General features: G+C 73.2%; 22 protein-coding genes and 2 pseudogenes. 14 read left to right on the forward strand and 10 right to left on the reverse strand.

What is annotated here, in order from left to right:
- Nucleotides 1-2 precede the first annotated feature (2 nt).
- The 3 genes and pseudogenes from AMK11_RS39270 to AMK11_RS28905 all read left to right on the forward strand — a co-directional run.
- Nucleotides 3-392: pseudogene (locus tag AMK11_RS39270) on the forward strand (hypothetical protein); the annotation flags it as partial.
- A gap of 2 nt (nt 393-394) precedes the next feature.
- A pseudogene (locus tag AMK11_RS28900) lies at nt 395-908 on the forward strand (urease accessory protein UreH domain-containing protein); the annotation flags it as partial.
- 46 nt (nt 909-954) lie between these two features.
- Nucleotides 955-2,628: a serine/threonine-protein kinase gene (locus tag AMK11_RS28905; protein WP_198941480.1), complete on the forward strand. Its 1,674-nt coding sequence runs from the start codon at nt 955-957 to the stop codon at nt 2,626-2,628.
- Between the two features lie 12 nt (nt 2,629-2,640).
- Here the strand turns inward: AMK11_RS28905 and AMK11_RS28910 are convergent, their stop codons facing one another.
- Nucleotides 2,641-3,447: an SGNH/GDSL hydrolase family protein gene (locus tag AMK11_RS28910; protein WP_073731014.1), complete on the reverse strand. Its 807-nt coding sequence runs from the start codon at nt 3,445-3,447 to the stop codon at nt 2,641-2,643.
- Nucleotides 3,448-4,067: 620 nt separating this feature from the next.
- Between AMK11_RS28910 and AMK11_RS28915 the strand changes: the two genes are divergently transcribed.
- The 5 genes from AMK11_RS28915 (at nt 4,068) to AMK11_RS28935 (ending at nt 8,781) form a co-directional block, all read left to right on the forward strand.
- The gene (locus AMK11_RS28915; protein ID WP_073731015.1) at nt 4,068-4,943 is read left to right on the forward strand and encodes a glycosyltransferase family 2 protein; all 876 of its coding nucleotides are present in this window, start codon (nt 4,068-4,070) and stop codon (nt 4,941-4,943) included.
- Nucleotides 4,940-5,959, forward strand: a complete 1,020-nt coding sequence (locus AMK11_RS28920) for a glycosyltransferase family 2 protein (RefSeq protein WP_073731016.1) — start codon at nt 4,940-4,942, stop codon at nt 5,957-5,959. The genes AMK11_RS28915 and AMK11_RS28920 overlap by 4 nt, the downstream gene beginning before the upstream one ends.
- A 34-nt stretch (nt 5,960-5,993) precedes the next feature.
- A complete protein-coding gene (locus tag AMK11_RS28925) occupies nt 5,994-6,779 on the forward strand; it encodes a polysaccharide deacetylase family protein (protein ID WP_198941488.1) in 786 nt (261 codons plus the stop codon).
- Between the two features lie 109 nt (nt 6,780-6,888).
- Nucleotides 6,889-7,983, forward strand: coding sequence for a DUF5925 domain-containing protein (locus AMK11_RS28930; RefSeq protein ID WP_073731017.1), 1,095 nt, complete (start codon nt 6,889-6,891; stop codon nt 7,981-7,983).
- A gap of 33 nt (nt 7,984-8,016) precedes the next feature.
- Nucleotides 8,017-8,781, forward strand: a complete 765-nt coding sequence (locus AMK11_RS28935) for a DUF72 domain-containing protein (protein ID WP_073731018.1) — start codon at nt 8,017-8,019, stop codon at nt 8,779-8,781.
- Nucleotides 8,782-8,861: 80 nt separating this feature from the next.
- Here the strand turns inward: AMK11_RS28935 and AMK11_RS28940 are convergent, their stop codons facing one another.
- The gene (locus AMK11_RS28940) at nt 8,862-9,230 is read right to left on the reverse strand and encodes a GntR family transcriptional regulator (RefSeq protein ID WP_073731090.1); all 369 of its coding nucleotides are present in this window, start codon (nt 9,228-9,230) and stop codon (nt 8,862-8,864) included.
- 78 nt (nt 9,231-9,308) lie between these two features.
- On the opposite strand from AMK11_RS28940, the gene AMK11_RS28945 reads away from it, so the two are divergent.
- The 3 genes from AMK11_RS28945 to AMK11_RS39020 all read left to right on the forward strand — a co-directional run bounded on the left by AMK11_RS28945 (nt 9,309) and on the right by AMK11_RS39020 (nt 11,018).
- Nucleotides 9,309-10,238, forward strand: a complete 930-nt coding sequence (locus AMK11_RS28945; protein ID WP_073731019.1) for a GNAT family N-acetyltransferase — start codon at nt 9,309-9,311, stop codon at nt 10,236-10,238.
- Nucleotides 10,219-10,707 carry a DUF402 domain-containing protein gene (locus AMK11_RS28950; protein WP_073731020.1) on the forward strand — a complete coding sequence of 163 codons (489 nt, stop codon included), beginning with the start codon at nt 10,219-10,221 and terminating at the stop codon, nt 10,705-10,707. Before AMK11_RS28945 ends, AMK11_RS28950 begins: the two co-directional genes overlap by 20 nt.
- 176 nt (nt 10,708-10,883) lie before the next feature.
- Nucleotides 10,884-11,018 carry a hypothetical protein gene (locus AMK11_RS39020; RefSeq protein ID WP_079187757.1) on the forward strand — a complete coding sequence of 45 codons (135 nt, stop codon included), beginning with the start codon at nt 10,884-10,886 and terminating at the stop codon, nt 11,016-11,018.
- 24 nt (nt 11,019-11,042) lie between these two features.
- Here the strand turns inward: AMK11_RS39020 and AMK11_RS28955 are convergent, their stop codons facing one another.
- Nucleotides 11,043-11,501 (reverse strand): GNAT family N-acetyltransferase, encoded by a 459-nt coding sequence (locus AMK11_RS28955; protein WP_073731021.1) that lies wholly within the window; start codon nt 11,499-11,501, stop codon nt 11,043-11,045.
- 177 nt (nt 11,502-11,678) lie between these two features.
- Between AMK11_RS28955 and AMK11_RS28960 the strand changes: the two genes are divergently transcribed.
- Nucleotides 11,679-12,728, forward strand: coding sequence for a lytic polysaccharide monooxygenase auxiliary activity family 9 protein (locus tag AMK11_RS28960; RefSeq protein WP_073731022.1), 1,050 nt, complete (start codon nt 11,679-11,681; stop codon nt 12,726-12,728).
- A 95-nt stretch (nt 12,729-12,823) separates the two neighbouring features.
- On the opposite strand, the gene AMK11_RS28965 is transcribed toward AMK11_RS28960, so the two are convergent.
- Together AMK11_RS28965 and AMK11_RS28970 are read right to left on the reverse strand one after the other, a co-directional pair.
- Nucleotides 12,824-13,687 carry an esterase/lipase family protein gene (locus tag AMK11_RS28965; protein WP_073731023.1) on the reverse strand — a complete coding sequence of 288 codons (864 nt, stop codon included), beginning with the start codon at nt 13,685-13,687 and terminating at the stop codon, nt 12,824-12,826.
- Between the two features lie 157 nt (nt 13,688-13,844).
- Nucleotides 13,845-14,291 carry a MarR family winged helix-turn-helix transcriptional regulator gene (locus tag AMK11_RS28970; protein ID WP_073731024.1) on the reverse strand — a complete coding sequence of 149 codons (447 nt, stop codon included), beginning with the start codon at nt 14,289-14,291 and terminating at the stop codon, nt 13,845-13,847.
- A 98-nt stretch (nt 14,292-14,389) separates the two neighbouring features.
- On the opposite strand from AMK11_RS28970, the gene AMK11_RS28975 reads away from it, so the two are divergent.
- Nucleotides 14,390-14,764 (forward strand): cupin domain-containing protein, encoded by a 375-nt coding sequence (locus AMK11_RS28975; RefSeq protein ID WP_073731025.1) that lies wholly within the window; start codon nt 14,390-14,392, stop codon nt 14,762-14,764.
- Nucleotides 14,765-14,779: 15 nt separating this feature from the next.
- Here the strand turns inward: AMK11_RS28975 and AMK11_RS28980 are convergent, their stop codons facing one another.
- Nucleotides 14,780-15,748 (reverse strand): DNA polymerase Y family protein, encoded by a 969-nt coding sequence (locus tag AMK11_RS28980; protein ID WP_073731026.1) that lies wholly within the window; start codon nt 15,746-15,748, stop codon nt 14,780-14,782.
- A complete protein-coding gene (locus tag AMK11_RS28985; RefSeq protein WP_073731091.1) occupies nt 15,745-19,290 on the reverse strand; it encodes a DNA polymerase III subunit alpha in 3,546 nt (1,181 codons plus the stop codon). Before AMK11_RS28985 ends, AMK11_RS28980 begins: the two co-directional genes overlap by 4 nt.
- Nucleotides 19,291-19,455: 165 nt before the next feature.
- Here AMK11_RS28985 and AMK11_RS28990 point away from each other — a divergent pair, with 165 nt between their 5' ends.
- On the forward strand, nt 19,456-20,514 hold the full coding sequence (locus AMK11_RS28990; protein ID WP_073731027.1) for a DUF3533 domain-containing protein: 1,059 nt from the start codon (nt 19,456-19,458) through the stop codon (nt 20,512-20,514).
- A 92-nt stretch (nt 20,515-20,606) separates the two neighbouring features.
- Here AMK11_RS28990 and AMK11_RS28995 read toward each other — a convergent pair whose 3' ends face one another.
- The 3 genes from AMK11_RS28995 to AMK11_RS29005 form a co-directional block, all read right to left on the reverse strand.
- Entirely contained in the window at nt 20,607-21,689 is a 1,083-nt protein-coding gene (locus tag AMK11_RS28995) for a S1 family peptidase (RefSeq protein WP_073731028.1), read from the reverse strand.
- A 369-nt stretch (nt 21,690-22,058) separates the two neighbouring features.
- Nucleotides 22,059-22,967 carry a S1 family peptidase gene (locus AMK11_RS29000; RefSeq protein ID WP_073731029.1) on the reverse strand — a complete coding sequence of 303 codons (909 nt, stop codon included), beginning with the start codon at nt 22,965-22,967 and terminating at the stop codon, nt 22,059-22,061.
- Between the two features lie 205 nt (nt 22,968-23,172).
- The gene (locus tag AMK11_RS29005) at nt 23,173-24,351 is read right to left on the reverse strand and encodes a DUF5685 family protein (RefSeq protein WP_198941481.1); all 1,179 of its coding nucleotides are present in this window, start codon (nt 24,349-24,351) and stop codon (nt 23,173-23,175) included.
- Between the last annotated feature and the right edge of the window lie 63 nt (nt 24,352-24,414).

Below are 24,414 nucleotides of genomic sequence, written 5' to 3' on the forward strand. Positions count from 1 at the left end.
GCGCGGTCCGGGACCTGGAGGACGTCGTCGCCCGCGCCCCGCTCCCCGGCCCGCTCGTCGCGCTCGGCGAGCTGTACGAGGCGCGCGGCGAGCGGGCGAAGGCCCGCGAGCAGTACGCCCTCGCCGCCGCCGACCACGGCGACGAGGAGGCGGCGCTGCGCGCGGCCCGCGCCGAGTGGGACCGCCGGCGGACCGTGCACACGGCGGACGCCGTCGCCTGGGCGCTGCACGCGGCCGGCCGCGACGCCGAGGCCCTGCCGTACGCCCGCCGGGCCACGGCGACGGAGTACCGCGACGCCGGCTTCCTCCACCACCTGGGCATGATCGAGCGGGCGGTGGGCCTTGAGCGGGACGCCCGCCGCCATCTGACGGCCGCACTGGACCTGAACCCCGCTCGGTGGTCGCGTGGCTGGGCGCCGCCTGCGGCGTCCTGGTGACCCTGGCGGGTGCGAGCCTCGTACGCCGGGCGCTGCGCGACCGGGGCCGCGCGCACCCCCGACCACGCCCACAGGCACGCCCCTCATGGTCACGCGCACGACCACGGCCACACCCATCCCGTCGCCCCCACCCTCCGCGGCACGGTTCTCCTCGGGTTCGCCGGCGGACTCGTGCCCAGCCCGTCCGCCGTGGTCGTGCTGGTCGGTGCGGCGGCCTTCGGGCGGGCCTGGTTCGGCCTGCTCCTCGTGGCCGCCTTCGGGGCCGGGCTGGCCCTCACCCTGACCGCGGCCGGCGTCGCGGTCGTCCGCGTCGGCGGTGGCGCGAGCCGCCTGCTCCGGCGGCGTCCCCGGTGGGCGACGGGCCGGGCGGCCCGGCTGGTGCGCCGGGTCGCTCCGCTCGGGTCGGCGTGCGCGGTGGTGGTCCTCGGGGCCGGATTGGTGTTCAGGGGGGCCGCATCCGCACTCGGCTGAGCTACTTTTGGGGTGAATGCGGGAGAACGACGGGCCCGTTCCCGGAATGTCCGCGCGAGACTTCGAGGGGGCGCCGGTGTCCCAGGAACCCGGCAGTGAGCGCGTGATCGCCGGTCGCTACCGCCTCCTGTCCCCCCTCGGCGAGGGCGGGATGGGCACGGTGTGGCGCGCCCGCGACGAGGTGCTGCACCGCGAGGTCGCCGTCAAGGAGGTGCGGGCCCCGGCCGGGCTGCCGGAGTCCGACGTGCGGCGGATGTACGCGCGGCTGGAGCGGGAGGCGTGGGCCGCCGCCCGGGTGGCCCACCACAACGTGGTCACGGTGTACGACGTGGCCACCGACGGCGGCCGTCCCTGGATCGTGATGGAGCTGGTGCGCGGGCTGTCCCTGGCCGACCGGCTGGAGGCCGGGGGCCCGCTGGAGCCGCGGCGCGCGGCGGCCGTCGGGGCCGAGGTGCTGGCCGCGCTGCGGACCGCGCACGCGGCGGGGGTGCTGCACCGGGACGTGAAGCCGGCCAACGTGCTGCTGGCGAACGACGGCCGGGTGGTGCTCACCGACTTCGGGATCGCCATGGTCGAGGGCAGCTCCGCGCTGACCATGACCGGCGAGGTCGTCGGCTCCCCCGAGTTCCTGGCGCCCGAACGGGCCCTGGGCCGCACGCCCGGCCCCGAGTCCGACCTCTGGTCCCTGGGCGTGCTGCTGTACGCGGCGGTCGAGGGGGCCTCGCCGTTCCGCCAGGACACCCCGCTGAGCACCCTGCGGGCCATCGTGGACGAGGAGTTGCCGCCGCCGCACCGGGCCGGGGCGCTCGCGCCCGTCATCGAGGGCCTGCTGCGCAAGGACCCGGCCGAGCGGCTGCCCGCCGAACGGGCCGAGCGGGACCTGCGGACGGTGGCCGCCGGGGGCGCCGTCGGCGGGGCGGACACGCCCCGGGCGGGCGCGGTGCCGGCCGGCGCGTACGCCCCGACGGTCGCGGCCTTCCCCGGGCCGGGGCCGGCGCCGGCTCCCCCTGCGTCCGTGTCCTCGACGACGCCGGACACGGCGGGGACCGCGCCCGCCGGGCCGGGCGGCCGGGACCGGCGGTCGCGGACCGTGCTGGTCCTGGGGCTGGCCGTGCTCGTGCTGGCGCTGGCCGGACTCACGTACGCGCTGCTCGACCGGTCCGGCGGCGGTGGCGGTGGCGGAACCGAGGGTTCGGGCGGGAGTCCGGGCCCGGGGGCGAGCACGGTCGCGCCGAGCCCGACCGGGAGCGGTACGGAACCGAGTCCGCCGGCCTCCTCCGCGAGTCACAGCCGGCGCAGCAGTCCGCCGCCGCAGTCGGTGCGGGTGGCCGTGGCCGGCGCGCACACCGAGTACGAGGGGGCCTGCCCGCCGCCCCACGACCGGGCGCCCGCCTTCACGGCGACGTTCACGGTGGGGCGGCTGCCGGCGCAGGTGGACTACCGCTGGGTGACCGAGGACGGGTCGGTCTCCGATCCCGGGTGGCGGACGCTGTCGTTCCCGGCGGGCGGTGAACGCTCGCGGCAGGACACGGTCGTCGTGACGACGGACGGGGCGAGCGGCTCGTTCGAGGGCGCGGTCCGCGTGGAGGTGCGGGAACCGGTGGAGGCGACGTCGAACGCGGTGGCGTTCTCCGTGACGTGCGCGGCGGAGACGGAGCCCGGGACGGAGACCCCGACGGGCGGGGCCTCCCCCTCTTCTTCTCCGTCTCCTTCCGCTTGAGGGACCGCCGGATCAGGCTGCGCCGTTGAGGACCGGCAGGTAGCCGCCGGACTGACCGGCCGCGGTCGGGTGGTACGACTCGCCGATGTTGAGCCAGTTCACGCTGTGCAGCCAGGAACTGCCGGAGCAGATCTCGTGGCCGGTGAAGGTGGGCCGTACGTCGCCGAAGGTGAAGCCGTGGTCGGCGGCGCGCTTGGCGATCGCGGTGTTGAGGTGGTCCGCGGCGTCGTTGATCGCCTTCCGCTTGGTCTCGGAGAGGCCGATGCAGGAGGTGCCGAGCCGGTAGAAGCGCGGGTAGCCGATGACGACCACGTGGGCGTTGGGGGCCCGGTCGCGGATCGCGGAGTAGACGTTGTCGAGGTTGCCGGGGAGCGTCGAGTCGACGTACGCCTTCGCGGTGGCGATCCGGGACAGGCAGGAGCTGTCGGACTGGAGGACGCAGGCCATCATGACGTCGGCGAAGCCGGCGTCGTTGCCGCCGACGCTGATCGACACGAGACCGGTGGCGGTGCTGAGCGGGCCGAGCTGTCCGGCGAGAACATCACCCGTACGGGCGCCGGAGCAGGCGGTGAAGTCGAAGCTGGAGGGCGAGTTGGCGGCCGCCCAGAGATAGGGGTGGGCCTTGGTGCTGCGCTTGCAGTCGCCGCTGGAGCCGATGTAGCTGCCCGCTCCGACACCGGAGGAGTAGGAGTCGCCGAGCGCCACGTAGCCGTCGGCGGCGGCGTGTTGGGCGGCCTCGGCGGTCGCGGCCCCGGTGAGGGCGGTGCCGGCGGCGAGGAGGAGTGAACTCAGGAAGCCGACAAGTCGGGAACGTCTCATGGAACCTCCTTTAGCAGGATCTCTGCCGTCAACCGTGGTAGCAGCTACGCGTGTTGACAGGAAGTGTCCATGCCAAGAAATGGCTGAGGGTCGTTCAAAATCGGACGAAAACCGGCGGGAACACCAGTGCCGTCTTGACGGCCTCCCGAGAGCTGCGTCACATTGAGGCCCGGCATCTTGGGCTTCGGGGGGCAAAGCGGAACGGTCAGGGAGACCCGTACCGCGGGAAATCGCCCCACAAGAAGAACGGATGACGGCAAACCAACAAAAACGTGAGACCTGGTTCCAGGTCTTGCCATACGGGTTCAAACGTCAATACCGTCATACATCTCCCGCATCGGTACGTCGGCAAGCGGCTCAGGGGAGGGCTCGAGGCCGCGGCGGACCGGGGCGGGACGCGCGGTAGGGGGGTGCCGTGCTCGGTGACCGCACCGGTGACCGGGCCGTGCCGCGCGGTCGGCCGTCGTTTTTCTCGCGGCGCCGACAGGCTTCGCCAGCTCACCTGGCACGCACGGAGATCCGTCCCGTCGCGCCGTGGGTGAGAACCCCCCTTTCGAACCGGATACAGAGCCGGACCGCCCCTGGGGCGGGCGGTCCGCCGGACGAGAGGGACCAGACTCATGAGCTCAGTTCTGCAGCCGGCGTCGACGGGCAACGATCCGTCGTCCGACCCGTCTCCCGCCGAGAAGTACCGGCCCGTCTCCTCGCACCTGGCGATAGCGCCGCCGGTGAGCGTCGTGATACCCGCGATGAACGAGGCGGAGAACCTTCCCTACGTCTTCAAGACGCTGCCCGACTGGATCCACGAGGTGGTCCTCGTGGACGGCAACTCCACCGACGACACCGTGCGGGTCGCCCGGGAGCTGTGGCCGGACGTCAAGGTGGTCGAGCAGCGCGGCAAGGGCAAGGGGGACGCGCTGATCACCGGTTTCGAGGCGTGCACCGGCGACATCATCGTGATGGTCGACGCCGACGGCTCGGCCGACGGCCAGGAGATCGTGTCGTACGTCTCCGCGCTGGTCTCCGGCGCCGACTTCGCCAAGGGCTCCCGCTTCGCCAACGGCGGCGGCACCGACGACATGACCTTCATCCGCAAGCTCGGCAACCGCGCCCTGTGCGCGGTCGTCAACCGGAAGTTCGGCGCCCGCTACACCGACCTCTGCTACGGCTACAACGCGTTCTGGCGGCACTGCCTGGACAAGATCGACCTCGACTGCACCGGCTTCGAGGTGGAGACCCTGATGAACATCCGGGTCGTCAAGGCGGGGCTCAAGGTGCAGGAGATACCCAGCCACGAGTACCTGCGCATCCACGGAGTCAGCAACCTGCGCGCCGTGCGGGACGGGCTGCGGGTGCTCAGAGTCATCCTCGACGAGCGTTCCAACCGGCGTGCGCTGCGGGGCCGTACGCACCCGCCGACGCTCGCCTCGGCCGGTCCAGCCACCCCCGTGGCCCCGGTCGCCCCGGTCGTCCCGGTCCGGAGGAAGGCGTCTTGAGCGGTACCGACGCCTCCCTCACGATCTCCGTCGTGATCTGCGTCTACACCGAGGACCGCTGGGAGGACATCCTCGCGGCGGTCTCCTCGGTGCGGGCGCAGTCCCACCCGGCGCGCGAGACGCTGCTGGTCGTCGACCACAACGAGACGCTGCGGGAACGGCTGCTGAAGGAGTACGGGGAGAGCCCGGACGGGCAGGACGTGCGGGTGCTCGCCAACGCGGGCCCCCGCGGGCTGTCCGCCGGCCGCAACACCGGTATCGCCGCCTCGCGCGGCGAGGTGATCGCCTTCCTCGACGACGACGCCGTGGCCGAACGGGACTGGCTGCGGCACTTCGCCGAGGGCTACGCCGACCCGGCGGTCGTCGCCGTCGGCGGGCGCACGGTGCCCGTCTGGGCGTCCGGGCGCCGGCCGGTCTGGTTCCCGGAGGAGTTCGACTGGGTGGTCGGCTGCACGTACCGGGGGCTGCCGCCCGGCCGGGTCCGGGTGCGCAACGTGCTCGGCGGCAACGCCTCCTTCCGGCGGGAGGCGTTCGACGCGGCGGGCGGCTTCGCCACCGGCATCGGACGCGACGGCGACAAACGCCCGCTGGGCTGCGAGGAGACCGAGCTGTGCATCCGGCTCGCCCGCGCCCGCCCCGACGCCGTGCTGCTGATCGACGACCGCGCGGTGATCCACCACCGGGTGCCCGAGGTCCGCGAGCACTTCGCCTACTTCCGCACCCGCAGCTACGCCGAGGGTCTGTCCAAGGCCCTGGTGGCCCGCAGCGTCGGCGCGGACAAGGGCCTGGAGTCCGAACGCCGGTACGCCACCCGGGTGCTGCCCGCCGGTGTGGTGCGCGGGCTGCGCGACGCCGTGCTGGCCCGGCCGGGCGGTGCGGGCCGGGCGGGCGCGATCGTCGCCGGGGTGCTCACCGCGGCGGGCGGCTACGCGGTGGGGAGCGTACGGGCGCGGCGGGGCGGGGTCTCCTTCTCCGTGGCGCCGGTCGGGCCGGCCGAGGGGGCCGCGCGTGGCTGAGACGTACCAGGCGGACGCGCGGGTGCCGGTCCTGATGTACCACGCGGTCGCGGACGACCCGGACGACGCCACCCGCGCCCTGTCGGTGACCCCGCGGGCGTTCGCCGAGCAGATGGCGGCGATCGCCGGCCGGGACCTCACACCGGTCGGTACGGCGGAGCTGGCCGCCGCCTGGCGCTCGGGACGTCCGCTGCCGAAGCGGCCGGTCCTCATCACCTTCGACGACGGCTACGAGGGCGTGCACCGGCACGCCCTGCCCGCCCTCGCCGAGCACGGCTTCCCGGCCACCCTGTTCGTCTCCACCGGCTGGCTGCGCGGTCCGTACGGCACCGGGGGCGCCCTGGACACCATGCTCGACTGGGACCAGGTCCGCGAACTGGCCGCCGCCGGTGTGGAGATCGGCGGGCACAGCCACACCCACCCGCAGCTCGACCAGCTCGACGAGGAACGGCTGCGCTTCGAGCTGATCCACTGCAAGGAGATCGTCGCCGACCAACTGGGCACCGTGCCCGCCTCCTTCGCCTACCCGTACGGCTACTCCGACCGCCGGGTTCGGCGGGCGGTGCGCGAGACGGGGTACGCGCAGGCGCTCGCCGTCGGCAACGGCCTGGCGCGCCGCGCGCAGGGGCCGTACGCCCTGCGCCGGGTCACCGTGCGCCGTTCGACGGGGGCGGAGGAGTTCGCCCGGCTGCTCGACGGCCGTGCGATCGCCCGCACGTTCGCGCGGGACCGGGCCCTGACCAAGGGGTACGCCGTACTCCGCCGGGCGCGGCAGGTGCGGGGGCGGCTGCGTGGGCGGATGCCGGAGGCCGGCGCCTGAACCGCCGGCCGCCCGGCCCTTCCGCACCGCACCGCACAGCGCCGCACCCGTGCCGGGTGTGCCCGGGAAACAGGGTGCACGCGGCGGCCGGGTGCCGGATCATGGCGGCATGTCCGTGAACCCGCACGACGCCCTGCCGATCCGGCTCAACGTCGACGACAGCGACTCCCCGTCCGACGTCGTCGACGCGCTGTTCCTCGGCCGTTTCGCGACGGGCGAGCAGCCCTTCGCGCACGCGGCGAACATCGACCGCGTGCGCTCGGGGGCGACGCTGCTGCCGCCCGGCGCGCGCGTGCTGCGGACCGCCCGCGACGACGACCGCAGCGCGACCCTGGCCGAGGGCGACGGCTGGACGCTGCTGGTCTCGCGCTGGAACCGGGGCGCCGACGTCACGGTGACGGCGACCACCGCCGGCCTGGCCGAGAAGGTGCTCGCCGACGCGACCGACGGCGCGGCGGACGAACCCGAGCCCCAGCCGGAGAACGTGACGATGGGCTTCTGGTACGTCTCCCCGCGCCGCGGCCCGCACCGCACCACCCGGCAGATCTCCGCGGGCACCTGGGACGAGGTCCGGGCCAACTACACGGCGCCGGTCGCGGACGCGATGGACGGTCTGATGAAGACGACACCCGAGGACATCGCGGGCCGCCTGCTGCTCCTGCACGGGCCGCCGGGCACCGGCAAGACCTCGGCCCTGCGCACCCTCGCCCGCTCCTGGCGGGACTGGTGCCAGGTCGACTGCGTACTGGACCCGGAGCGGCTCTTCTCCGACGTCGGCTACCTGATGGACATCGCGATCGGCGAGGACGACTCGACCGGCAAGGGCCGCTGGCGGCTGCTGTTGCTGGAGGACTGCGACGAACTGATCCGCGGCGAGGCCAAGCACACCGCCGGCCAGGCCCTCTCCCGGCTGCTGAACCTCACGGACGGACTGCTGGGCCAGGGCCGCAACGTCCTGGTCGGCGTCACGACCAACGAGGACCTCGAACGCCTCCACCCCGCCGTCGTCCGCCCGGGCCGCTGTCTGGCCCGCATCGAGGTCGGTCCGCTGACCCGCCGGGAGGCGGTGAGCTGGCTCGGCACCGAGGAGGGCGTCGGCCGCGAGGGCGCCACGCTGGCGGAGCTGTACGCGCTGCGCCGGGGCACCTCGCCGACGACGCTGCCGGAGCCGCGGGACGGCGCGGAGGCCGGGCTCTACCTGTAGCTGCTGTGAGCCCGTAGCTGCTTTGATGGGGATATGCCCCTGTTCGTCGGCACGTCGGGCTGGCAGTACCGGGACTGGCGGGACGTGCTCTACCCGCCCGGTCTGCCCGTACGGCTGTGGCTGGAGCGGTACGCGGCGGCTTTCGCCACGGTCGAGGTCAACAACGCCTTCTACCGGCTGCCGTCCCGGGAGATGTTCGAGGCGTGGCGGGACCGGCTGCCGGCGGACTTCACGGTCGCGGTCAAGGCCAGCCGCTACCTCACCCACATCAAGCGCCTGCGGGAACCCGCGGAGCCCGTCGACCGCCTGATGACCCACGCGGCGGGCCTCGGCGACCGCCTCGGTCCGGTCCTGCTGCAACTGCCCCCGACCCTGCGGGCCGACCCGGCCCTCCTGGACGCCTGCCTGGCCTGCTTCCCGCCCGGCACGCGGGTGGCGGTGGAACCCCGGCACGAGTCCTGGTGGACACCCGAGGTCCGGGAGGTCCTGCTCTCCCGGGGCGCGGCCCTGTGCTGGGCGGACGTCCTGGCCCGCCCGGTCACCCCCCTGTGGCGCACCACCGACTGGGGCTACGTCCGCTTCCACCAGGGCCGGGCGGCAGCCTGGCCGCACTACGGCCGCCGGTCCTTGGCGACGTGGGTACGGCGTATCGGGGACACCTGGCCCCGAGAGGACGTCTACGCGTACTTCAACAACGACCCGTACGGTGCGGCGGTGAGCGACGCGCAGACTTTCGCCCGACTGGCGCGTACTTCTGGTCTCACGGTCACCCGAACACCGCTAGGGGCGCGGGGCTGAGACATGTGCGGCTCCGCCGCGTGGGCGCGACCAGCCCCAACGCACCCGCAGCCGGCGACCGGCCGAAACCCCAACGACGCTCACCCCCCATAAACCGCCCGCACCGCATCCCGCACCGCGGCCACCGCGTCCTCCTCCCCCACCCCGAGCCGCCGAGCCCGCTCGGCATACCCCTGGGCCGCGGAGGCCAACTCCCGCTCCGCCGCCGACCCCGCGGCAGCGACGAACGTCCCGTTGCGCCCCCGCGTCTCGATCACCCCGTCCCCCTCCAGCGCCCGGTACGCCTTGGCGACCGTGTTCGCGGCGAGCCCGAGGGACTCGGCCAGTCCGCGCACGGTCGGCAGCCGGTAGCCGACCGGCAGCGCCCCCGACCGCGCCTGTTCGGAGATCTGCGCCCGCACCTGCTCGTAGGGCGGCGTGCCGTCATCGATGTGGATCTGCAAGGTCACCCGGCGATTGTCCCGTATCCCCGGGGTCCCGGAAAATGAGAGGCACCCGGCAGCCCTCCCGCCGTAGCGTGCGCCCACATGACCGTACTCGTACGCGACCTGCGTCCCGACGATCCGGCCGACGTCGCCGCCTTCGCGCATGTCCGACACCTCGCCCTGCCGTACATCCTGTGGACACCCGAGGCCGTCGTCCACCGCCTCGTCCACACGCCCCCGGAGGGCCGCAGCCGGTCCCTCGTCGCGGAGGAGGACGGGGAGACGATCGGCACGGCGCAGCTCGGGCTGGCCCACGACAGCCCGGAGCCGGGCCAGGCGTACCTCAACGTCTACGTCCGCCCGGACAGGGTCCGCCGTGGTGCCGGCGGGCTGCTGGTGCGCACGTCCGAGGAGTACCTCGCCACGGAGGGGGCGGCGAAGCTGTTCGCGTGGGTGCTGGACGAGCCCGCGAACCTCGCCTTCGCCGAACGGCACGGCTACGAGCGGCGGCGCTCGGCCCACTTCCTCCGACTGGACCTGGCCGGCGCCGCCCTGCCGGGCGCACCGGCCGCTCCCGGCGGCGTCGAACTCCGCACCGCCGCCGACTTCGCCGACGATCCCCGCCCGTTGTTCGAGCTGGACGCGGAACTGGTGGCGGACGAACCGAGCGATGTCGCCGTCGAGCTCACGGAGTACGAGGCATGGCTGGCGGACACCTGGCGGCACCCGCTGCTGAACCGCGAGCTGACCACGGTCGCGGTCGTCGACGGCCGCCCCGTCGCCTTCAGCCTGGCCCACACGGACGGCGGCACCCGCTATTCGACCGCCATGACCGGCACGGTCCGGGCCCACCGCGGCCGTGGCCTGGCCAAGCTCACCAAGACCGACTCCCTGCGCCGGGCCCGCGCCGCCGGGTACACGGAGGCGTTCACCGGCAACGACACGGACAACGGCCCGATGCTCGCCGTCAACAAGTGGCTCGGGTACGAGGTCTGCGGGACGGAGGTGCGCCATGTCCGCGAACTCGGCTGAGCTGAGCATCGCGCTCGTCAAGGCGGGCCGGACGAAGATCCGGTACACGGGCGTGCTGCTGCACGACGACGGCACCCGTCTCGCCGTCCGCTGCCCCTGGGCCGGTGCGGGCGTCCGCGACTTCGGCTTCGTGCGCTTCGAGCCCGGCGACGTCTTCACCGAGTACTACTGGCGGGACCGGTGGTACGCGGTGAAGGAGGTCCGGACGGCGGCCGGTGAGGTGAAGGGCTGGTACTGCGACATCACCCGCCCCGCCGTGTGCGACGGCACCGAACTGGTCGTCGAGGACCTCGACCTGGACCTGTGGCGCTCCGCGGACGGCACGGACGTACGGCGCCTCGACGAGGACGAGTTCGCGGAGAGCGGCCTGCCGGAGCGCGACCCCGAGTCCGCTGCCGCCGCCGTGGCAGCACTGGACGAACTGGAGCGGCTGGCCCGCGGGAAGGACTTCCCCGACCTGCTGGCATAGCACCTCATCGACTCACCCGGGAGTCGCTACTCAACGCACTCACTCCGTCACTGCCGTTGTCCGTGCGCGGGAACGTGACAACCGCCACTGACAGGGACGCATCGATGAGCAAGTCTCGGGGAAAGGGTCTACCTCCGTGAGAACGCGGAACCCGGTGGATCCGTAAGGAGGCAGCCATGCGCCGTCTGACCGTGCAGAAGCCCCTGAAGAAGACCGACGCCCGCCGTGTCCGCGAGGAGGCCGACCAGCGCCCCTCGGGACGCCCGGAGGTCCGCGAGGACATCGCGCGCACGTGGTGGCCGGACAGCTGACCCGGCCGGCCGCGGTGAGACGCGTCAGAGCAGCCGCTTGCGGTAGTGGACGCGGTCGTAGGGCCCGTCCACCCGCCGCTCCACGACCTCGTACCCGTACCTCGGGTAGATCTGCTGGTTCTCCCACATCATGGCGTTGGTGTAGAGCCTGACCTCGGGCAGGCCCAGCGCACGCGCGTGCGCGTCCACGAACCGCAGCAGCCGCCGCCCCACGCCCGTGCCGCGCGCGTCGGGGTGGACGGCGATGCTGTCGAGGAACAGGTGGTCCGCGTACGCCTCCACGACGACGAGGCCCGCGACGACCGCGCCTGGCCCGCCCGTGACGAACACCTTGCCCGCGGCCACGTTCGCCGCGTGGTCCGCCTCCATGGGCTGCGGCACCACGCCGATGCGCTCGATGTAGGGGCGGTAGGCGGCGTCGGTGACGGCCTTCACCGCCGGTACGTCCTCGGTGACCGCCTGCCGGACCGGCTCTTCTTCCATGCCGCGAACGGTAGCTACCTCAGCCCAGCCTGAGCACTCCCTTAACGCGACCATAAGGATCTCCGTCACCCGCCTCCAACAGGCGATCTCACGGTTCCTTGGGGCTAGCTTGCTGATCAACCCCACGGGTTCCGGCCCGAGTTCCGCATCCCCAGTGACCGTTTCGAGGAGTTCCCCATGCCCGCACCGTCCGCGCCCCGCAGGGTCGCCGCCGTCGCCGTCGCCGGTCTCGCCCCGCTCGTCCTGACCACGTTGGCCGCCGCCCCCGCGTCGGCGCACGGTTCGATGGGCGACCCGGTCAGCCGGGTGTCGCAGTGCCACGCCGAGGGGCCCGAGAACCCGAAGTCGGCGGCGTGCAAGGCGGCCGTCGCGGCCGGCGGCACCCAGGCGCTCTACGACTGGAACGGCATCCGCATCGGCAACGCCGCCGGCAAGCACCAGGAACTGATCCCGGACGGCAAGCTGTGCAGCGCCAACGACCCGGCGTTCAAGGGCATGGACCTGGCCCGCGCCGACTGGCCCGCGACCAGCGTGAGCAGCGGCTCGTACACCTTCAAGTACCGCGTGACGGCCCCCCACAAGGGCACCTTCAAGGTGTACATCACCAAGCCCGGCTACGACCCGTCCAAGCCGCTGGGCTGGGGCGACCTGGACCTGTCCGCCCCGGTGGCGACGGCCACCGACCCGGCGGCCTCGGGCGGTTTCTACACCTTCGCCGGCGAGCTGCCCGAGCGTTCCGGCAAGCACCTGCTGTACGCGGTGTGGCAGCGCTCGGACAGCCCGGAGGCGTTCTACTCCTGCTCCGACATCTCCTTCGGCGGCGCAGGCGGAAGCGGCGGCGGCAACGGCACGGCGGCCGGTGACTCCGCGTCCGGTGACTCCGCGGACGCCGCCGCTCCGGCCCCCGAGGCGTCCGCTCCGTCCGAGGAGCAGATCGCGGCCGCCGCCGACAAGTCGACGATCGAGCACAACGGCCACGGCGACCAGGACGCCGAGACCACGACGGACCCGACCGACCCCGCTGCTCCGGCCCCCGAGGCCGCCGCGGCCGGTGAGCCCAACGAGGTCAAGGCCGCCGGCGCGGGCACCGAGAACCTCGCCGAGACCGGCGGGGACAGCACCACCCCCTACATCGCGGTCGGTGGCGCCGCCGCCCTGGCCGTCGGCGCGGCCGTGATGTTCGCGTCCGTGCGCCGGCGGGCCGCCGGTGGCAGGCACAGCGGCTGACCCCGGTCGACGGGGGACGCGGGGCTCGTCCGGCGGCTCAGGCCGGACGAGCCCCGCGTGGTGTTCAGCGTGTGCCGGGTGCGCCGGGTGAGCCGTCAGTCGAAGACCGAGGCGCAGGTGGTGGGCGTGGCGTGCGCCGGGTCCAGGGCGTTCGCCACTTCGTGGAAGGCGATCCGGTCGAAGAGCCCGATCGCCAGGTGCTCGGACAGGTCGACGGGACACAGGTCCTGCAACAGGACGTTGCGCACCCCGGGCCCGTCCAGGAACTGGCTGCGGTACGGCGTGACCACCTGGTCGTACCGGGTGGCGAGGACGGTGTAGCGGACGCCGGGGACGGTGTCGCCGCCCTCGTTGAGCCTGGTGAGGAGGTCGGAGCCGGCGACCTGGTCGGCGAGGGCCGGGGTGTGCTCGTTCAGCAGGTCCCCGACGCCGGGGAAGTACGGAAGCAGGTTGGTGAGGCCGGACAGTGTGGTGCCGTGGTTGCTGGGCGCGATCCCCACCAGGGCGTTCACCTCGGCGGCGCCGCCGAGGAACTTGAGGTAGTACCGGGGCATCATGCCGCCCTGTGAGTGGCCGACGATGTCGGTCTCGGCCGCGCCGGTGGCGGCGAGCACCTTGCCGACGTGGGCGGCGAGCTGCTGCGCCGACTTGTCGACCGGGCCGAGCCCGTGGAAGAACGGGACGCCGGGCAGCTGGCCGTAGTCGAGGGAGAAGACGCAGTAGCCGCGGTTCTTCAGGTAGGGCGCGAGGCCCAGCCAGTTGTCCACGGAGTTCCCGAAGGTGCCGTGGACCAGGACGACGGGGCGGGGGTGCGCGGCGGAGGGCTCGCAGGAGTAGTCGTTCCAGCCGGAGCTGGGGCGTGCGTCGGCGGCGTGGGCGGTGGTGGCGGGGACCAGGGCGACCGCGACGGCCAGCAGCAGGGCGGTCAGGGGTCGTAGCGCGCGTCTCCAGGGCAGCATCGGGTGATCTCCTTGCGGGGCAGGGGAGTTTCGATGGCAGGACGCCCTGTGATCCGGATCACGGGATGCTGTTCACTCGTCAAGTTACGGGCGAGTAGTGCAGGTGTGAAGTTACGCGTCAGTAAAAACTTGCAGCGCTAACCAGCGCCGGCCGGCGTCACCAGGCGGGGCGGATCGGCCCGCCCGGCGCCACCCGCAGCAGACCGTCGGCCAGCGCACGCACCCCGTCCTCGCCGAGCACGTCGACCCAGGCGCTCACGGCCTCCGCCGCCGCCTCCTCGGCGGCCCGCGTACAGGCCCACCCCGCCTCGGTCAGCACGACCAGCCGGGCGCGCGCGTCGGCGGGATGCGGCCGGCGCTCGACGTATCCCTTGCGGTCCAGCTCCTCGACCAGCTGGCTCGCGGCCTGCTTGGTCACCCCGAGGTGCACGGCGAGGTCGGTGACCGTCGCACCGTCCGGGGCGAGCCGGGTGAAGGCGAAACCGTGCGCGGGGCGCACCCCTTCGAAGCCGCGGGCGACGACACCCTCGTGGATGCGCTGCGTGAGACCGCCGGCCGCGGCGAGCAGGCCGGCGGTCAGGGCCATGGCGTCGGAGTTCTGCACGGTGGCATTGAAACACCCTTGACGTTTTGGTCAACCAGCTTGACCATAGGACGGGAGATGTAGTCAAGCTGCTTGACCATAGGCATTGGGGGACAGTCATGCCCGTAGTCCGCTCGTCCGAAGGCGCCGTCCACGAGATCCACGGCACCCGCTTCGTCTCGTACGCCGCTCCCCGCACCGGCGGCAAGGAGCTCTGCGCCTGGCGGGGCGAGATCCCGGCGGGGACGAAGGCCCCCGCGCACACCGTCAGCCGGGAGGAGGTCTTCCACCTGCTCACCGGCGAGCTGCTGGTCACCCTCGACGGCCGCACCGAGCGCGTCACCGCGGGGGACACGGTGATCGTCAACGCCGGTGCCGAATTCGCCGTCGAGAACCCCACCGACCGGACCGCGACCTCCTGGGTCACCACCTCCGTCGGCCTGACGGCGGAGCTGGCCGACGGCACGGTGCTCACTCCCCCGTGGGCCAACTGACCCGCACCGGCCGCCTCATGCCGCCAGCGACCCCGGCATCACCGCCCGCGGCCCGAACTTCGCCCGCGCGCGGTCCGCGACCTCCTCGATCCGGCGGACCTTCTCGTCCACGGGATCGAAGGTGAGCTGGTGGGAGGCCTGTTCGGCGGGGGCCAGCCCCTCGGCGCGCAGGGCGATCGAGCGGACCCGGGCGCGCTGGAGGCCGAGCGCCTCGTACATGTCGTACGCCGTCCGGGTCAGGGCCGCCGAGTGCGCGGTCGGTTCGGAGAGGGTGCGGCTGCGGGTGGTGGCCGACCTGTCGGCGTAGCGCACGGTGAGGGTGAGGGTGCGGCAGACCTTGTCCACGGCGCGCAGCCGGGCGCCCAGTTCCCCGGCCGCCGACAGCAGGGCGCGGCGGTGGCGGCCGGGGTCGAGTTCGTCGCGGTCGAAGGGGCGGTCCGCGGCCAGCGACCGGGAGACGCCGTTGGGGACCACCCGGCCGCGGTCGACGCCCTGCGCCTTCTCGTGCAGCTCGCGGCCGGCCTTCGCGCCGACCAGTCGCTGGAGCGTGGAAAGGGGTGCGGCGGCGACCCGGCCGAGGGTGTCGAGGCCGTACTCGCACAGGGTGCGGGCGGTCGCGGTGCCGACGCCGGGCAGCGCGGCGACCGGCTTCCCGGCGAGGAACTCCCGCTCCTCGCCCTCGGGAACCGCGCGGGTCAGCCCCGGCCGGGCGTCCCGCAGCGCCATGCGGGCCAGCATCGGGCCCGGACCGGCGCCGGTCACGCAGTCGACGCCGTACAGCGCGAGGGCGCGGACGCGGATCACCGAGGCCAGTTCCACGGCGTCCCGCCCGAAGTACCGCTCGGCACCGCGCAGGTCGGCCAGCACGCCGTCGGGGGGCAGCGCCTCGACGACCGGCGTGAACTCCTCCAGCAACCCGAGCAGCTGGGGCAGGGCCGCCTCGTACATGGGCGGCAGCTGGAAACGTACGCAGAGGATGGTCATCCCGCACTCCCCGGACTCTGGTGCCACAACTTCCTTCCGACCGCGGGCCCTTCGCCCGCGGGGCGCAGATCGGCCCAGGGGTGCATCTCGTACCCGGTGGACATGCGGATCTTCCGCTGCCGCTCCATCGGGTCCTGGGCCGCGGAACCGGCCGGCGCGGGTTGTCCGTCCGAACCGGCGAGACGACGGCGTGCCGGGCCGTCCTCGGGGTCGCCGCCCTCCCGGCTTCCGCCCGCTCCGGCCAGCCGGGCCGCGACGCCTTCCAGGCCCTCCTCCCGGCGGACCTCCAGCAGGTCGGCGAGGTTCCAGGCGGCGGAGCCGACCACGCTGAGGCTGCGCGGGCCGCGCCGCTGCACCACCCCGCGCACCAGCAGCAGCCAGGAGTGGAAGACGGTGTGCGCGCAGGCGTCGTGCGAGTCGTCGAAGAAGGCGAGGTCGACCAGGCCGGAGCCGTCGTCGAGGGTGGAGAAGATGACCCGGCGGCCGGAGCGGACCGGCGGGGTCTGGGTGGCCGCCTTGGCGCCCGCGACCAGCACCGTCTCCCCGTGCCGGGCCTCGCGCAGCCGCTTGGCCGACACCACGCCCAGCTCGCGCAGGAAGGTGCGGTGGTCGTCCATCAGGTTGCGCGAGGCGTCCATGGAGAGCACGCCCAGCTCGGCGCTGAGCTTCTCCGCGGAGGTGAGGTCGGGCAGCCCGGCGGAGGCGGTCTTCCGGCCGCCGGACAGGGGGAGCTGGTCGCCGCGTCCGGCTCGGGCGCCGCGGTGCAGTTCGGTCAGGTGCAGTTGCAGGTCGCGGCGGTTGGCGCCGAACGCGTCCAGCGCGCCGACCTGGGCGAGCCGTCCGGCCAGCGGCCTGCTGGGGCGGGCCCGTTCCCAGAAGTCGAGCAGGGAGGCGTAGGGCTGCCCCTCGGCGATCCGTTCCGCCTCGGCATCGCTGATGCCGTGCACGTCGGAGAGGGCGAGGCGCAGACCCCAGACGGTCCCCTCGGAACGCCGTGATTCAGACACCAGTTCGATCCTGTGTGCGACCCCCGACTTGTTCACGTCCAACGGCAGGATCGGCACCCCGCGCCGCCGCGCGTCCGCCAGCAGCAGCCGCTTCGGGTACATGCCGGGGTCGTGGGTGAGCAACCCGGCGTAGAAGGCGGCCGGGTGATGGGCCTTCAGCCACGCCGACTGGTAGGTCGGCACGGCGAACGCGACGGCGTGCGCCTTGCAGAAGCCGTACGACCCGAAGGCCTCGACGATCTCCCAGGTCCGCTGGATCGTTTCCGCGTCGTACCCGTTCGCCGTCGCGTGCTGGGCGAACCACACCTTGATCCGCCCCTGCGACTCCGGGTCGGAAAGACCGCGCCGCACCCGGTCCGCCTCGCCGCGTCCGCAGCCGGTCATGATGTCGACGATGTCGATGATCTGCTCGTGGAAGACGACAACCCCGTAGGTGCCCTCCAGCGGCTCCGCCAGGTCCTCGTGCGGGTAGCGCACCGGCGCCCGCCCGTGCCGGGCCTCGATGAACGGCCGCACCATGTCGGCGGCGACCGGCCCCGGCCGGAAGAGCGAGATGTCGACCACGAGGTCGTGGAAGGTCGCCGGCTGGAGCCGTCCGACCAGGTCCCGCTGGCCCGGCGACTCGATCTGGAAGCAGCCCAGCGTCTCGGCGGACCGGATCATCCGGTACGTCGCCGGGTCGCCCTCGGGTACGGCGTCCAGGTCGACCTCGGCGCCGGTCGCCCGCTTCACCTCGGCGACCGCGTGCGCCATCGCCGACTGCATCCGCACCCCGAGCACGTCCAGCTTGAGCAGCCCGAGGTCCTCCACGTCGTCCTTGTCGAACTGGGCCATGGGGAAGCCCTCGCCGCTGGTCGGCATGACCGGCGTACGGGAGAGCAGGGAGGCGTCGGACAGGAGGACACCGCAGGGGTGCATGGCGACGCCGCGCGGGAGGGCGTCCAGGCCCTCGACCAGCTCCCAGAGCCTGCCGTACCTCTCCCGCTCCCCCGCCAGCTCCTTCAGCTCGGGCAGCTCCTCCAGCGCCGCGCGGGCGTCGCGGGCGCGGATGTGCGGGAAGGACTTGGCGACGCGGTCGATCTCGGCCGGGTCCATGGACAGCGCGGCGCCCACGTCCCGGATGGCGTGGCGCACCCGGTAGGTCTCCGGCATGGCGACCGTGGCGACCCGCTCGGTGCCGAACCGGCCGATGATCGCGCGGTAGACCTCCAGGCGCCGGGCGGACTCCACGTCGATGTCGATGTCGGGCAGCACGACCCGTTCCTTGGACAGGAAGCGCTCCATCAGCAGCCCGTGCTCGACCGGGTCGGCGTGCGCGATGCCGAGCAGGTGGTTGACGAGCGAGCCCGCGCCGGAGCCGCGCGCGGCGACCCGGATGCCCATGTCCCGTACGTCGTCCACGACCTGGGCGACGGTGAGGAAGTACGAGGCGAAGCCGTGGTGGGCGATGATGTCCAGCTCGTGGTGCATCCGCTCCCAGTAGGTCCGGTGATCGCGCCGCCGGTCGTAGCCGCGCAGCACCATGCCCGCCGCCGCCCGGGAGGCGAGCGCCCGCTGGGCGGTGCGGCGGCCGGCGCCCACGAGGTGCGGCTCGGGGAAGTGGACGGCGCCCATGCCGAGGTCGTCCTCGGGGTCGACCAGGCACTCGGCGGCCGTCGCCTGCGTCTGCTCCAGCAGGCGGTGGGCGGTGTCACGCCGGAAGCCGGCCGCCTCGACGATCCGCTCGGCGGCGTGCCGCATGGCGCCGGCGTCCTTGAGCCAGGCCTCGCCGGAATCCAGTTCCCTGGTGGCGTCGATGGGGACCAGGCGGCGGGCGGCGTCCAGGACGTCGGCGACCTGGCCCTGGCCGGGGTCGGCGTAGCGGGCGGCGTTGGAGAGCACCGGGCGGATGCCCTGTTCGGCGGCGAAGCCGACGGTGCGGGCGGCCAGCCGCAGGGAGCCGGGGCCGGTGCCCTCACGGCCGTGCCAGACGGCCTCCAGGCGCAGGGCGTCGCCGTACACCTCCCGCCAGGGGGCGAGGAGCTTCGCCGCGCGGTCGGGACGGCCGGCGGCGAGGGCGCGACCCACGTCGGAGTCGGGGCCGAGCAGCACGGTCAGACCGTCGGCGTGGTTGTCGGCCCAGGACAGCAGGGGGATGTCCTCGGCCGTGTGGGCGGCGGAGACCAGGCGGCACAGGCCGGCCCAGCCGCGGGCGCCGTCGCGGGCGAGGAAGGTCACCCGTGGGGCCGACTCGTCGACGAAGGCACCTCCGCGCACGGGGGCGCGGCGCCGGTCCCGGCGTACGGAGGTCTCCGTGCGGTCGGCGGTCCCGGACTCGGGGGCGGCCACCGCCAGCTCCGCGCCGAACAACGGACGGACGCCCGCCTTCGCGCAGGCCTTGGCGAAGCGGACCGTGCCCGCGAGGGTGTCGCGGTCGGTGAGGGCGAGGGCGTCCATGCCCCGTTCGAAGGCGCGCTCGGCCAGCCGCTCCGGGTGGGAGGCGCCGTAGCGGGCGGAGAACCCGGAGACGGTGTGCAGATGCGTGAAACCCGGCACACGCACCTCCCGAACTCATGAACCGATGCCCTGCCGAACACCATGTCGAACATCTGTTCCCAACTACCTCACCCCCACCATAGACCAATTTTTCGAATGCGTGTGCGACATCCGTTCGGCCCCGCCCCACCTGCGCAAACGCCCGTCCGCCCGGACCGTGGGGACATGTCGCACACCCCGGTCACCGACCGCCGCAGAGGCTCCTTCCTGGGCGAGGTGAAGGACGCCGTCACCCCGCGGGCCACCCTGCTCGTGCTCGGCGTGCTCGCGCTCCAGCTGCTGTTCATCGCCTCCTACGTGGGGGCGCTGCACGACCCGAAGCCGAAGGACGTGCCCTTCGGGGTGGTCGCGCCGGCGGCGGTGGCCGAGCGGACGGTGGACAGGCTGGAGCGGCTGCCCGGGGCGCCGCTGGACCCGCGCACGGTGGCCGGCGAGGAGAGCGCCCGGCGGCAGATCATGGAGCGGGAGATCGACGGCGCCCTGATCGTGAACCCGGGCGGCACCAGGGACACGCTGCTGGTCGCCTCCGGCGGCGGCACCGTCCTCGCCTCCGCCCTGGAGGGACTGGTCTCCGAGGTGGAGCGGACGGAGGGCCGCACGGTGCGGACCGTCGACGTGGCCCCGGCCTCGCCCCGGGACTTCGACGGGCTGTCGTCCTTCTACCTGGTCGTGGGCTGGTGCGTCGGCGGCTACCTGTGCGCCTCGATCCTGGCGATCAGCACCGGGGCCCGGCCCGCCAACCCGTTCCGCGCGGCGATCCGGCTGATCGTGATGGCGCTGGTCGCGATCGTCGGCGGGCTGGGCGGCGCGGTGATCGTGGGGCCGGTCCTGGGCGCGCTGCCCGGCAGCGTGGTGGACCTGTGGGGGCTCGGCGCGCTGATCACCTTCGCGGTGGGCGCCGCCACCCTCGCGCTCCAGGGCGTCTTCGGGATCGTCGGCATCGGGCTGGCGATCCTGCTGGTGGTGATCGCGGGCAACCCGAGCGCGGGCGGTGCCTTCCCGCTGCCGATGCTGCCGCCGTTCTGGAAGGAGATCGGTCCCTGGCTGCCGCCGGGCGCGGGCACCTGGACGGCCCGCTCGATCGCCTACTTCAAGGGCAACGCCGAGACCGTGCCCCTGCTGGTGCTGTGGGCGTGGGCGGTGGCGGGGACGCTGATCACACTCGCGGCGGCCGTGCTGCGCGTCCGGCGACAGGAGCCGGAGCTTCCCACGCAGGCCGGCTAACCAACGCCGTACGCACGCGGAAGTCCCGCCCCTCGCGCGCGGGACGGGACTTCAGCGGTACCTCGGAGGTACTTCTCAGGTGCGGGTGATGCTCAGCCGATCTGCGTACCGGTGGCCGACAGGGCCTCCGTCACCGGCTGGAAGAAGGTCTCGCCGCCCGAGGTGCAGTCGCCGCTGCCGCCGGAGGTGAGGCCGATGGCCTGGTCGCCCGAGAAGAGCGAGCCGCCGCTGTCGCCGGGCTCGGCGCAGACGTCGGTCTGGATCAGGCCGTTGACGATGTCGCCGTTGCCGTAGTTCACGGTGGCGTCCAGGCCGGTGACCGTGCCCGAGTGCACCTGGGTGGTGGAGCCGCTGCGGGTCACCTCCATGCCGACGGTGGCCTCGGCGGCGCCGGAGATGGCCTGGGAGGAGCCGTCGTAGAGGTTCACCTCGCTCGGGTGGTCCACCTGGGCGGTGTACTTGACCAGGCCGTAGTCGTCGTCCGGGAAGCTGGAGGCCGCGTTCTCGCCGATGACGTTCCCGGAGGAGTCCGACCACGTGGTGATGCCCTCGGTGCAGTGACCCGCGGTGAGGAAGTACGGCTCCCCGCCCTTGGTCACGTTGAAGCCGAGGGAGCAGCGCCCGCCGTTGCCGGTGATGGCGTCGCCGCCCGCGACGAAGGGCTTGTACTCGCCCTTGGTCCGCTTGAGCTCCGCCTTGGCGCCCAGCCCGTCGACCACCTTGGTCAGCTTGGCCCACTCGGCCTTCGAGACCGTGCGGTCGGCGGTGACGACGACCTTGTTGGTGGTCGGGTCGGTCGCCCAGGAGGTGCCCGGGATGGTGGCGTCCTCGGCGAGGGTGGTGCGCGCGCTCTTCAGTTCGGCGAGCGAGTTCTCGACGATTCTCGCCTCGGCGCCGGCCTCCTCGACGGTCTGCGCGGCGCCCTCGCCGAGCACGTTGACGACGAGGCTCTTCGCCTGCGCGTCGTAGTACGTGCCCGCCGCGTCGGTGCCGAGGTCGCCGAGCAGCGTGGAGGCGAGCTTTCCGGCCGCCGTGACCGACAGGGTCTCGGGCGCGGAAGCCTTCGGGGCCTCGCTGGCGTTCGCACTCTGGAAGGTGACTCCCGCTGCGACCAGTGCGGTGATACCCGCACCAACCACGGCGGCCCGCCGCCTGGGTATGCGTCGGTGCTTCAACTCACGTCCTCCTGTGGGGGGTCGGCCCGGAAGGTTGTGGGGACCTCACGGGCCGGAAGGCTGGTTGACGAGCGCTAACTCTTCCAACCTCACAGTGGGCACACAAGGTCGACTTCAGGACGTGCGCACGACAAGTTCAGCGCGCACACACGACCTTCACCATTCATGTCCCTTCCAGCAGGATTCGCGCGACGAACACTCCAGCAAACGCTACGGGCCAGTAACCGGTGACCGGCGGAACAGGCCCGCGCCTGGCCGGAATTCACCTCTTGCGCACAGACCGAGTCCCCGCCCACCGGCCGGTGTGCGGGGACTCGTCGTGCTGCTGGCTGCGCTTCTGTGGACGGACCGACGGCCTGGACCGACGGTCTAGTAGACGCTGACGCCGTAGGCGTTCAGGGCCTCCGTGACCGGCTGGAAGAACGTCGTACCGCCGGTGCGGCAGTTGCCGCTGCCGCCGGAGGTCAGACCGTACGCGGTGCCGTTGCTGCCGTAGAGCGGGCCGCCGGAGTCGCCGGGCTCGGCGCAGACCGTGGTCTGGATCAGCCCGCGGACGATGTCGCCGCCGCCGTAGTTGACGGTGGCGTTCAGGGCGGTGACCCGGCCGCTGTGGGTGCCGGTGGTGGAACCGTCGCGGATGACGGTGGTGCCCACGCTCGGGGTGGCCGCGCGGGTGATGTCCACGCCGTTCGCGGTACCGGGCTTGCTGACCGAGCCGTTGGTGTACCGGACGATGCCGTAGTCGTTGCCCGGGAAGCTGGACCCGGCCGTCGAGCCGAGGACCGTGGAGCGCCCGGAGTTGGCGTACCAGGTGCCGGCACCGTCGGTGCAGTGACCGGCGGTCAGGAAGTACTCGGCGCCGCTGCTGCTGCGGACGTTGAAGCCGAGGGAGCAGCGCCAGCTGCTCGCGTAGATGGCGTCGCCGCCCTGGATGAGCTTGTTGAACGTGCCGGGGGTGCGCTCGATCTTCAGGGCGCCGGCCTTGTCGCCGACCTCCTTCTTGATCTTCGCGAGCTCGGCCTGGGAGACCGTGCTGTCGATCGTGAGCAGCACCTGGCCGCTCTTGCTGTCGACGGCCCAGGCGGTGCCCGGGACGTCCGCCTCGAGCACGGCGGCACTGGCGCCGCTCAGCTCGGCGGCGCTGAAGGCGACGGGAGCCTCGGACGCGTTCGCGCTGGGGATCGCGATCGCGGCTGCGGCCACGATGCCGGTGGATACGGCGATCAGCCGAGTCCGTCTCGTGATGCCGCTGCGGGGGGTGGTGCGCTTGATCCTCACTTTTCGTTCCTCCACAAAGGAAGTCGGGGGCCCTCTCGTGGGGTTGGGGGCCCGTGAGGCGCAGTCAGGGACGGACGTCCGGGTTCCGAATGCGTCGTGCCCCTGACAAGCGCTGAGGTTGGAGTATTCGGCCGAACGACCGGTCGGCGCAAGAGTGCACTTTCGGCCGTCAATCTTTGAATGAACTCTGGTCTCCCCGGGCGCCTCAGCAGCTGCAGTCACAGCCGCAGCCGTCGCAGCAGCCTCCCTCACCGCCGCAGTTGCCGCAGCACTCGCAGCAGTCGCAGCAGTTGCTGCAGTCGCAGTTGGAGCACGTGCCTTCCTTGCGCTCCCCGCTCCAGGGGTCGTGGTACGTGCCGCAGCACAGCTGGCACGTACAGGCCAGCCCCGCCCACACCGCGCACCCGGCGAGCAGCCCGCGCCGGTTGCCGCGCGGCGGCTCCGGGGGCGGCGGCGCACCGGGGCCCTGGGGGGCGCCCGGAGTCCCGGGAGGGGCGTACGGGTGACCGCCGTGCGCGCAGGAGACGGTGCCGAAGGCGCGGTCGACGGAGTTGCCCAGCTCGTGCACGAGCAGCCGGTGCACCAGCCGCCCGTCGGTGAACTCGGCCTCGCGCAGCGCGAGCCGCACGCCGTGCACGGCGTCGTCCGCGAGCCGCCGGGCCTCGTCGATCGGCGTCCCGGTGGCGGTGAGCGGGTTCCAGGCACCCGACGCGGCGTCGGCCTCCTTGTCCTCCACGGCGTCCAGGAGGTGGGCGAGCCGGCCGAAGAGGCGCCCGGCCTCGGCGAGCGGTTCGGCGTTGTGCGGGCGCCCGGCGAGGTGCGCGGTGTGCGCGAAGGCGGCGGCGGTCGCGGTCTCGGTCGGCTCGGTGACGGTGAGCAGCGGCGTGCCGGGCCCGGCGAGCGCCTCGATGCCGCCCTGCCGGTCCACGGCGTCGACCAGTACGGCGGTGTCGAACCCGACGGCGCTGCCGCCGCGCGCTCCGGCCGCGTCCCAGCCGGTGGCGATCCGGCGGGCGGCGAGGGCCACCGGCCGCCGCGCCAGCATCCCGTCCCGGTCGGCGACGTGGTCGCGGACCTTGGCGGAGGCCAGCACCAGCGAGACGGCCGCCGCGAGCCGGGCGCCCTCGCCGTGCGCGACGGAAGCGGTGCGCATCCCGCGCAACGGGCAGGGTCCCGCCGTACGCCGGCCGGCGCCCGCGCCGCCCCTCTCCGCCTGAGCCTCCGTCAAAACCGATATGAGCAGCCCGTCATAGTTCGTCACTATCCGCGCGAACTGTCCGTGATCCTTGCGCAGGGCGAGGCACAGCCCGCACAAATGCGCCATCCACTGACTCGTGAGGCTCTCTCCGAGCCGGTGCCTGCACGGCCTGACGATTCCGAACACGACATTCCCCCGTGGTGCGTACGACGCTGAGCTGCGGCATCGTACCGACTGCCGCGTTCACCC

The sequence above is a fragment of the Streptomyces sp. CB02414 genome (assembly GCF_001905385.1).
Classification (GTDB): Bacteria; Actinomycetota; Actinomycetes; order Streptomycetales; family Streptomycetaceae; genus Streptomyces.

What these genes read in the sequence shown, in the direction of transcription:
- AMK11_RS28905 (WP_198941480.1), top strand. Translation starts at nt 955, where the DNA reads ATGTCCGCGCGAGACTTCGAGGGGGCGCCGGTGTCCCAGGAACCCGGC.
- AMK11_RS28910 (WP_073731014.1), bottom strand. Translation starts at nt 3,447, where the DNA reads ATGAGACGTTCCCGACTTGTCGGCTTCCTGAGTTCACTCCTCCTCGCC.
- AMK11_RS28915 (WP_073731015.1), top strand. Translation starts at nt 4,068, where the DNA reads ATGAGCTCAGTTCTGCAGCCGGCGTCGACGGGCAACGATCCGTCGTCC.
- AMK11_RS28925 (WP_198941488.1), top strand. Translation starts at nt 5,994, where the DNA reads ATGTACCACGCGGTCGCGGACGACCCGGACGACGCCACCCGCGCCCTG.
- AMK11_RS28930 (WP_073731017.1), top strand. Translation starts at nt 6,889, where the DNA reads ATGTCCGTGAACCCGCACGACGCCCTGCCGATCCGGCTCAACGTCGAC.
- AMK11_RS28935 (WP_073731018.1), top strand. Translation starts at nt 8,017, where the DNA reads ATGCCCCTGTTCGTCGGCACGTCGGGCTGGCAGTACCGGGACTGGCGG.
- AMK11_RS28945 (WP_073731019.1), top strand. Translation starts at nt 9,309, where the DNA reads ATGACCGTACTCGTACGCGACCTGCGTCCCGACGATCCGGCCGACGTC.
- AMK11_RS28950 (WP_073731020.1), top strand. Translation starts at nt 10,219, where the DNA reads ATGTCCGCGAACTCGGCTGAGCTGAGCATCGCGCTCGTCAAGGCGGGC.
- AMK11_RS39020 (WP_079187757.1), top strand. Translation starts at nt 10,884, where the DNA reads ATGCGCCGTCTGACCGTGCAGAAGCCCCTGAAGAAGACCGACGCCCGC.
- AMK11_RS28955 (WP_073731021.1), bottom strand. Translation starts at nt 11,501, where the DNA reads ATGGAAGAAGAGCCGGTCCGGCAGGCGGTCACCGAGGACGTACCGGCG.
- AMK11_RS28960 (WP_073731022.1), top strand. Translation starts at nt 11,679, where the DNA reads ATGCCCGCACCGTCCGCGCCCCGCAGGGTCGCCGCCGTCGCCGTCGCC.
- AMK11_RS28965 (WP_073731023.1), bottom strand. Translation starts at nt 13,687, where the DNA reads ATGCTGCCCTGGAGACGCGCGCTACGACCCCTGACCGCCCTGCTGCTG.
- AMK11_RS28975 (WP_073731025.1), top strand. Translation starts at nt 14,390, where the DNA reads ATGCCCGTAGTCCGCTCGTCCGAAGGCGCCGTCCACGAGATCCACGGC.
- AMK11_RS28980 (WP_073731026.1), bottom strand. Translation starts at nt 15,748, where the DNA reads ATGACCATCCTCTGCGTACGTTTCCAGCTGCCGCCCATGTACGAGGCG.
- AMK11_RS28990 (WP_073731027.1), top strand. Translation starts at nt 19,456, where the DNA reads ATGTCGCACACCCCGGTCACCGACCGCCGCAGAGGCTCCTTCCTGGGC.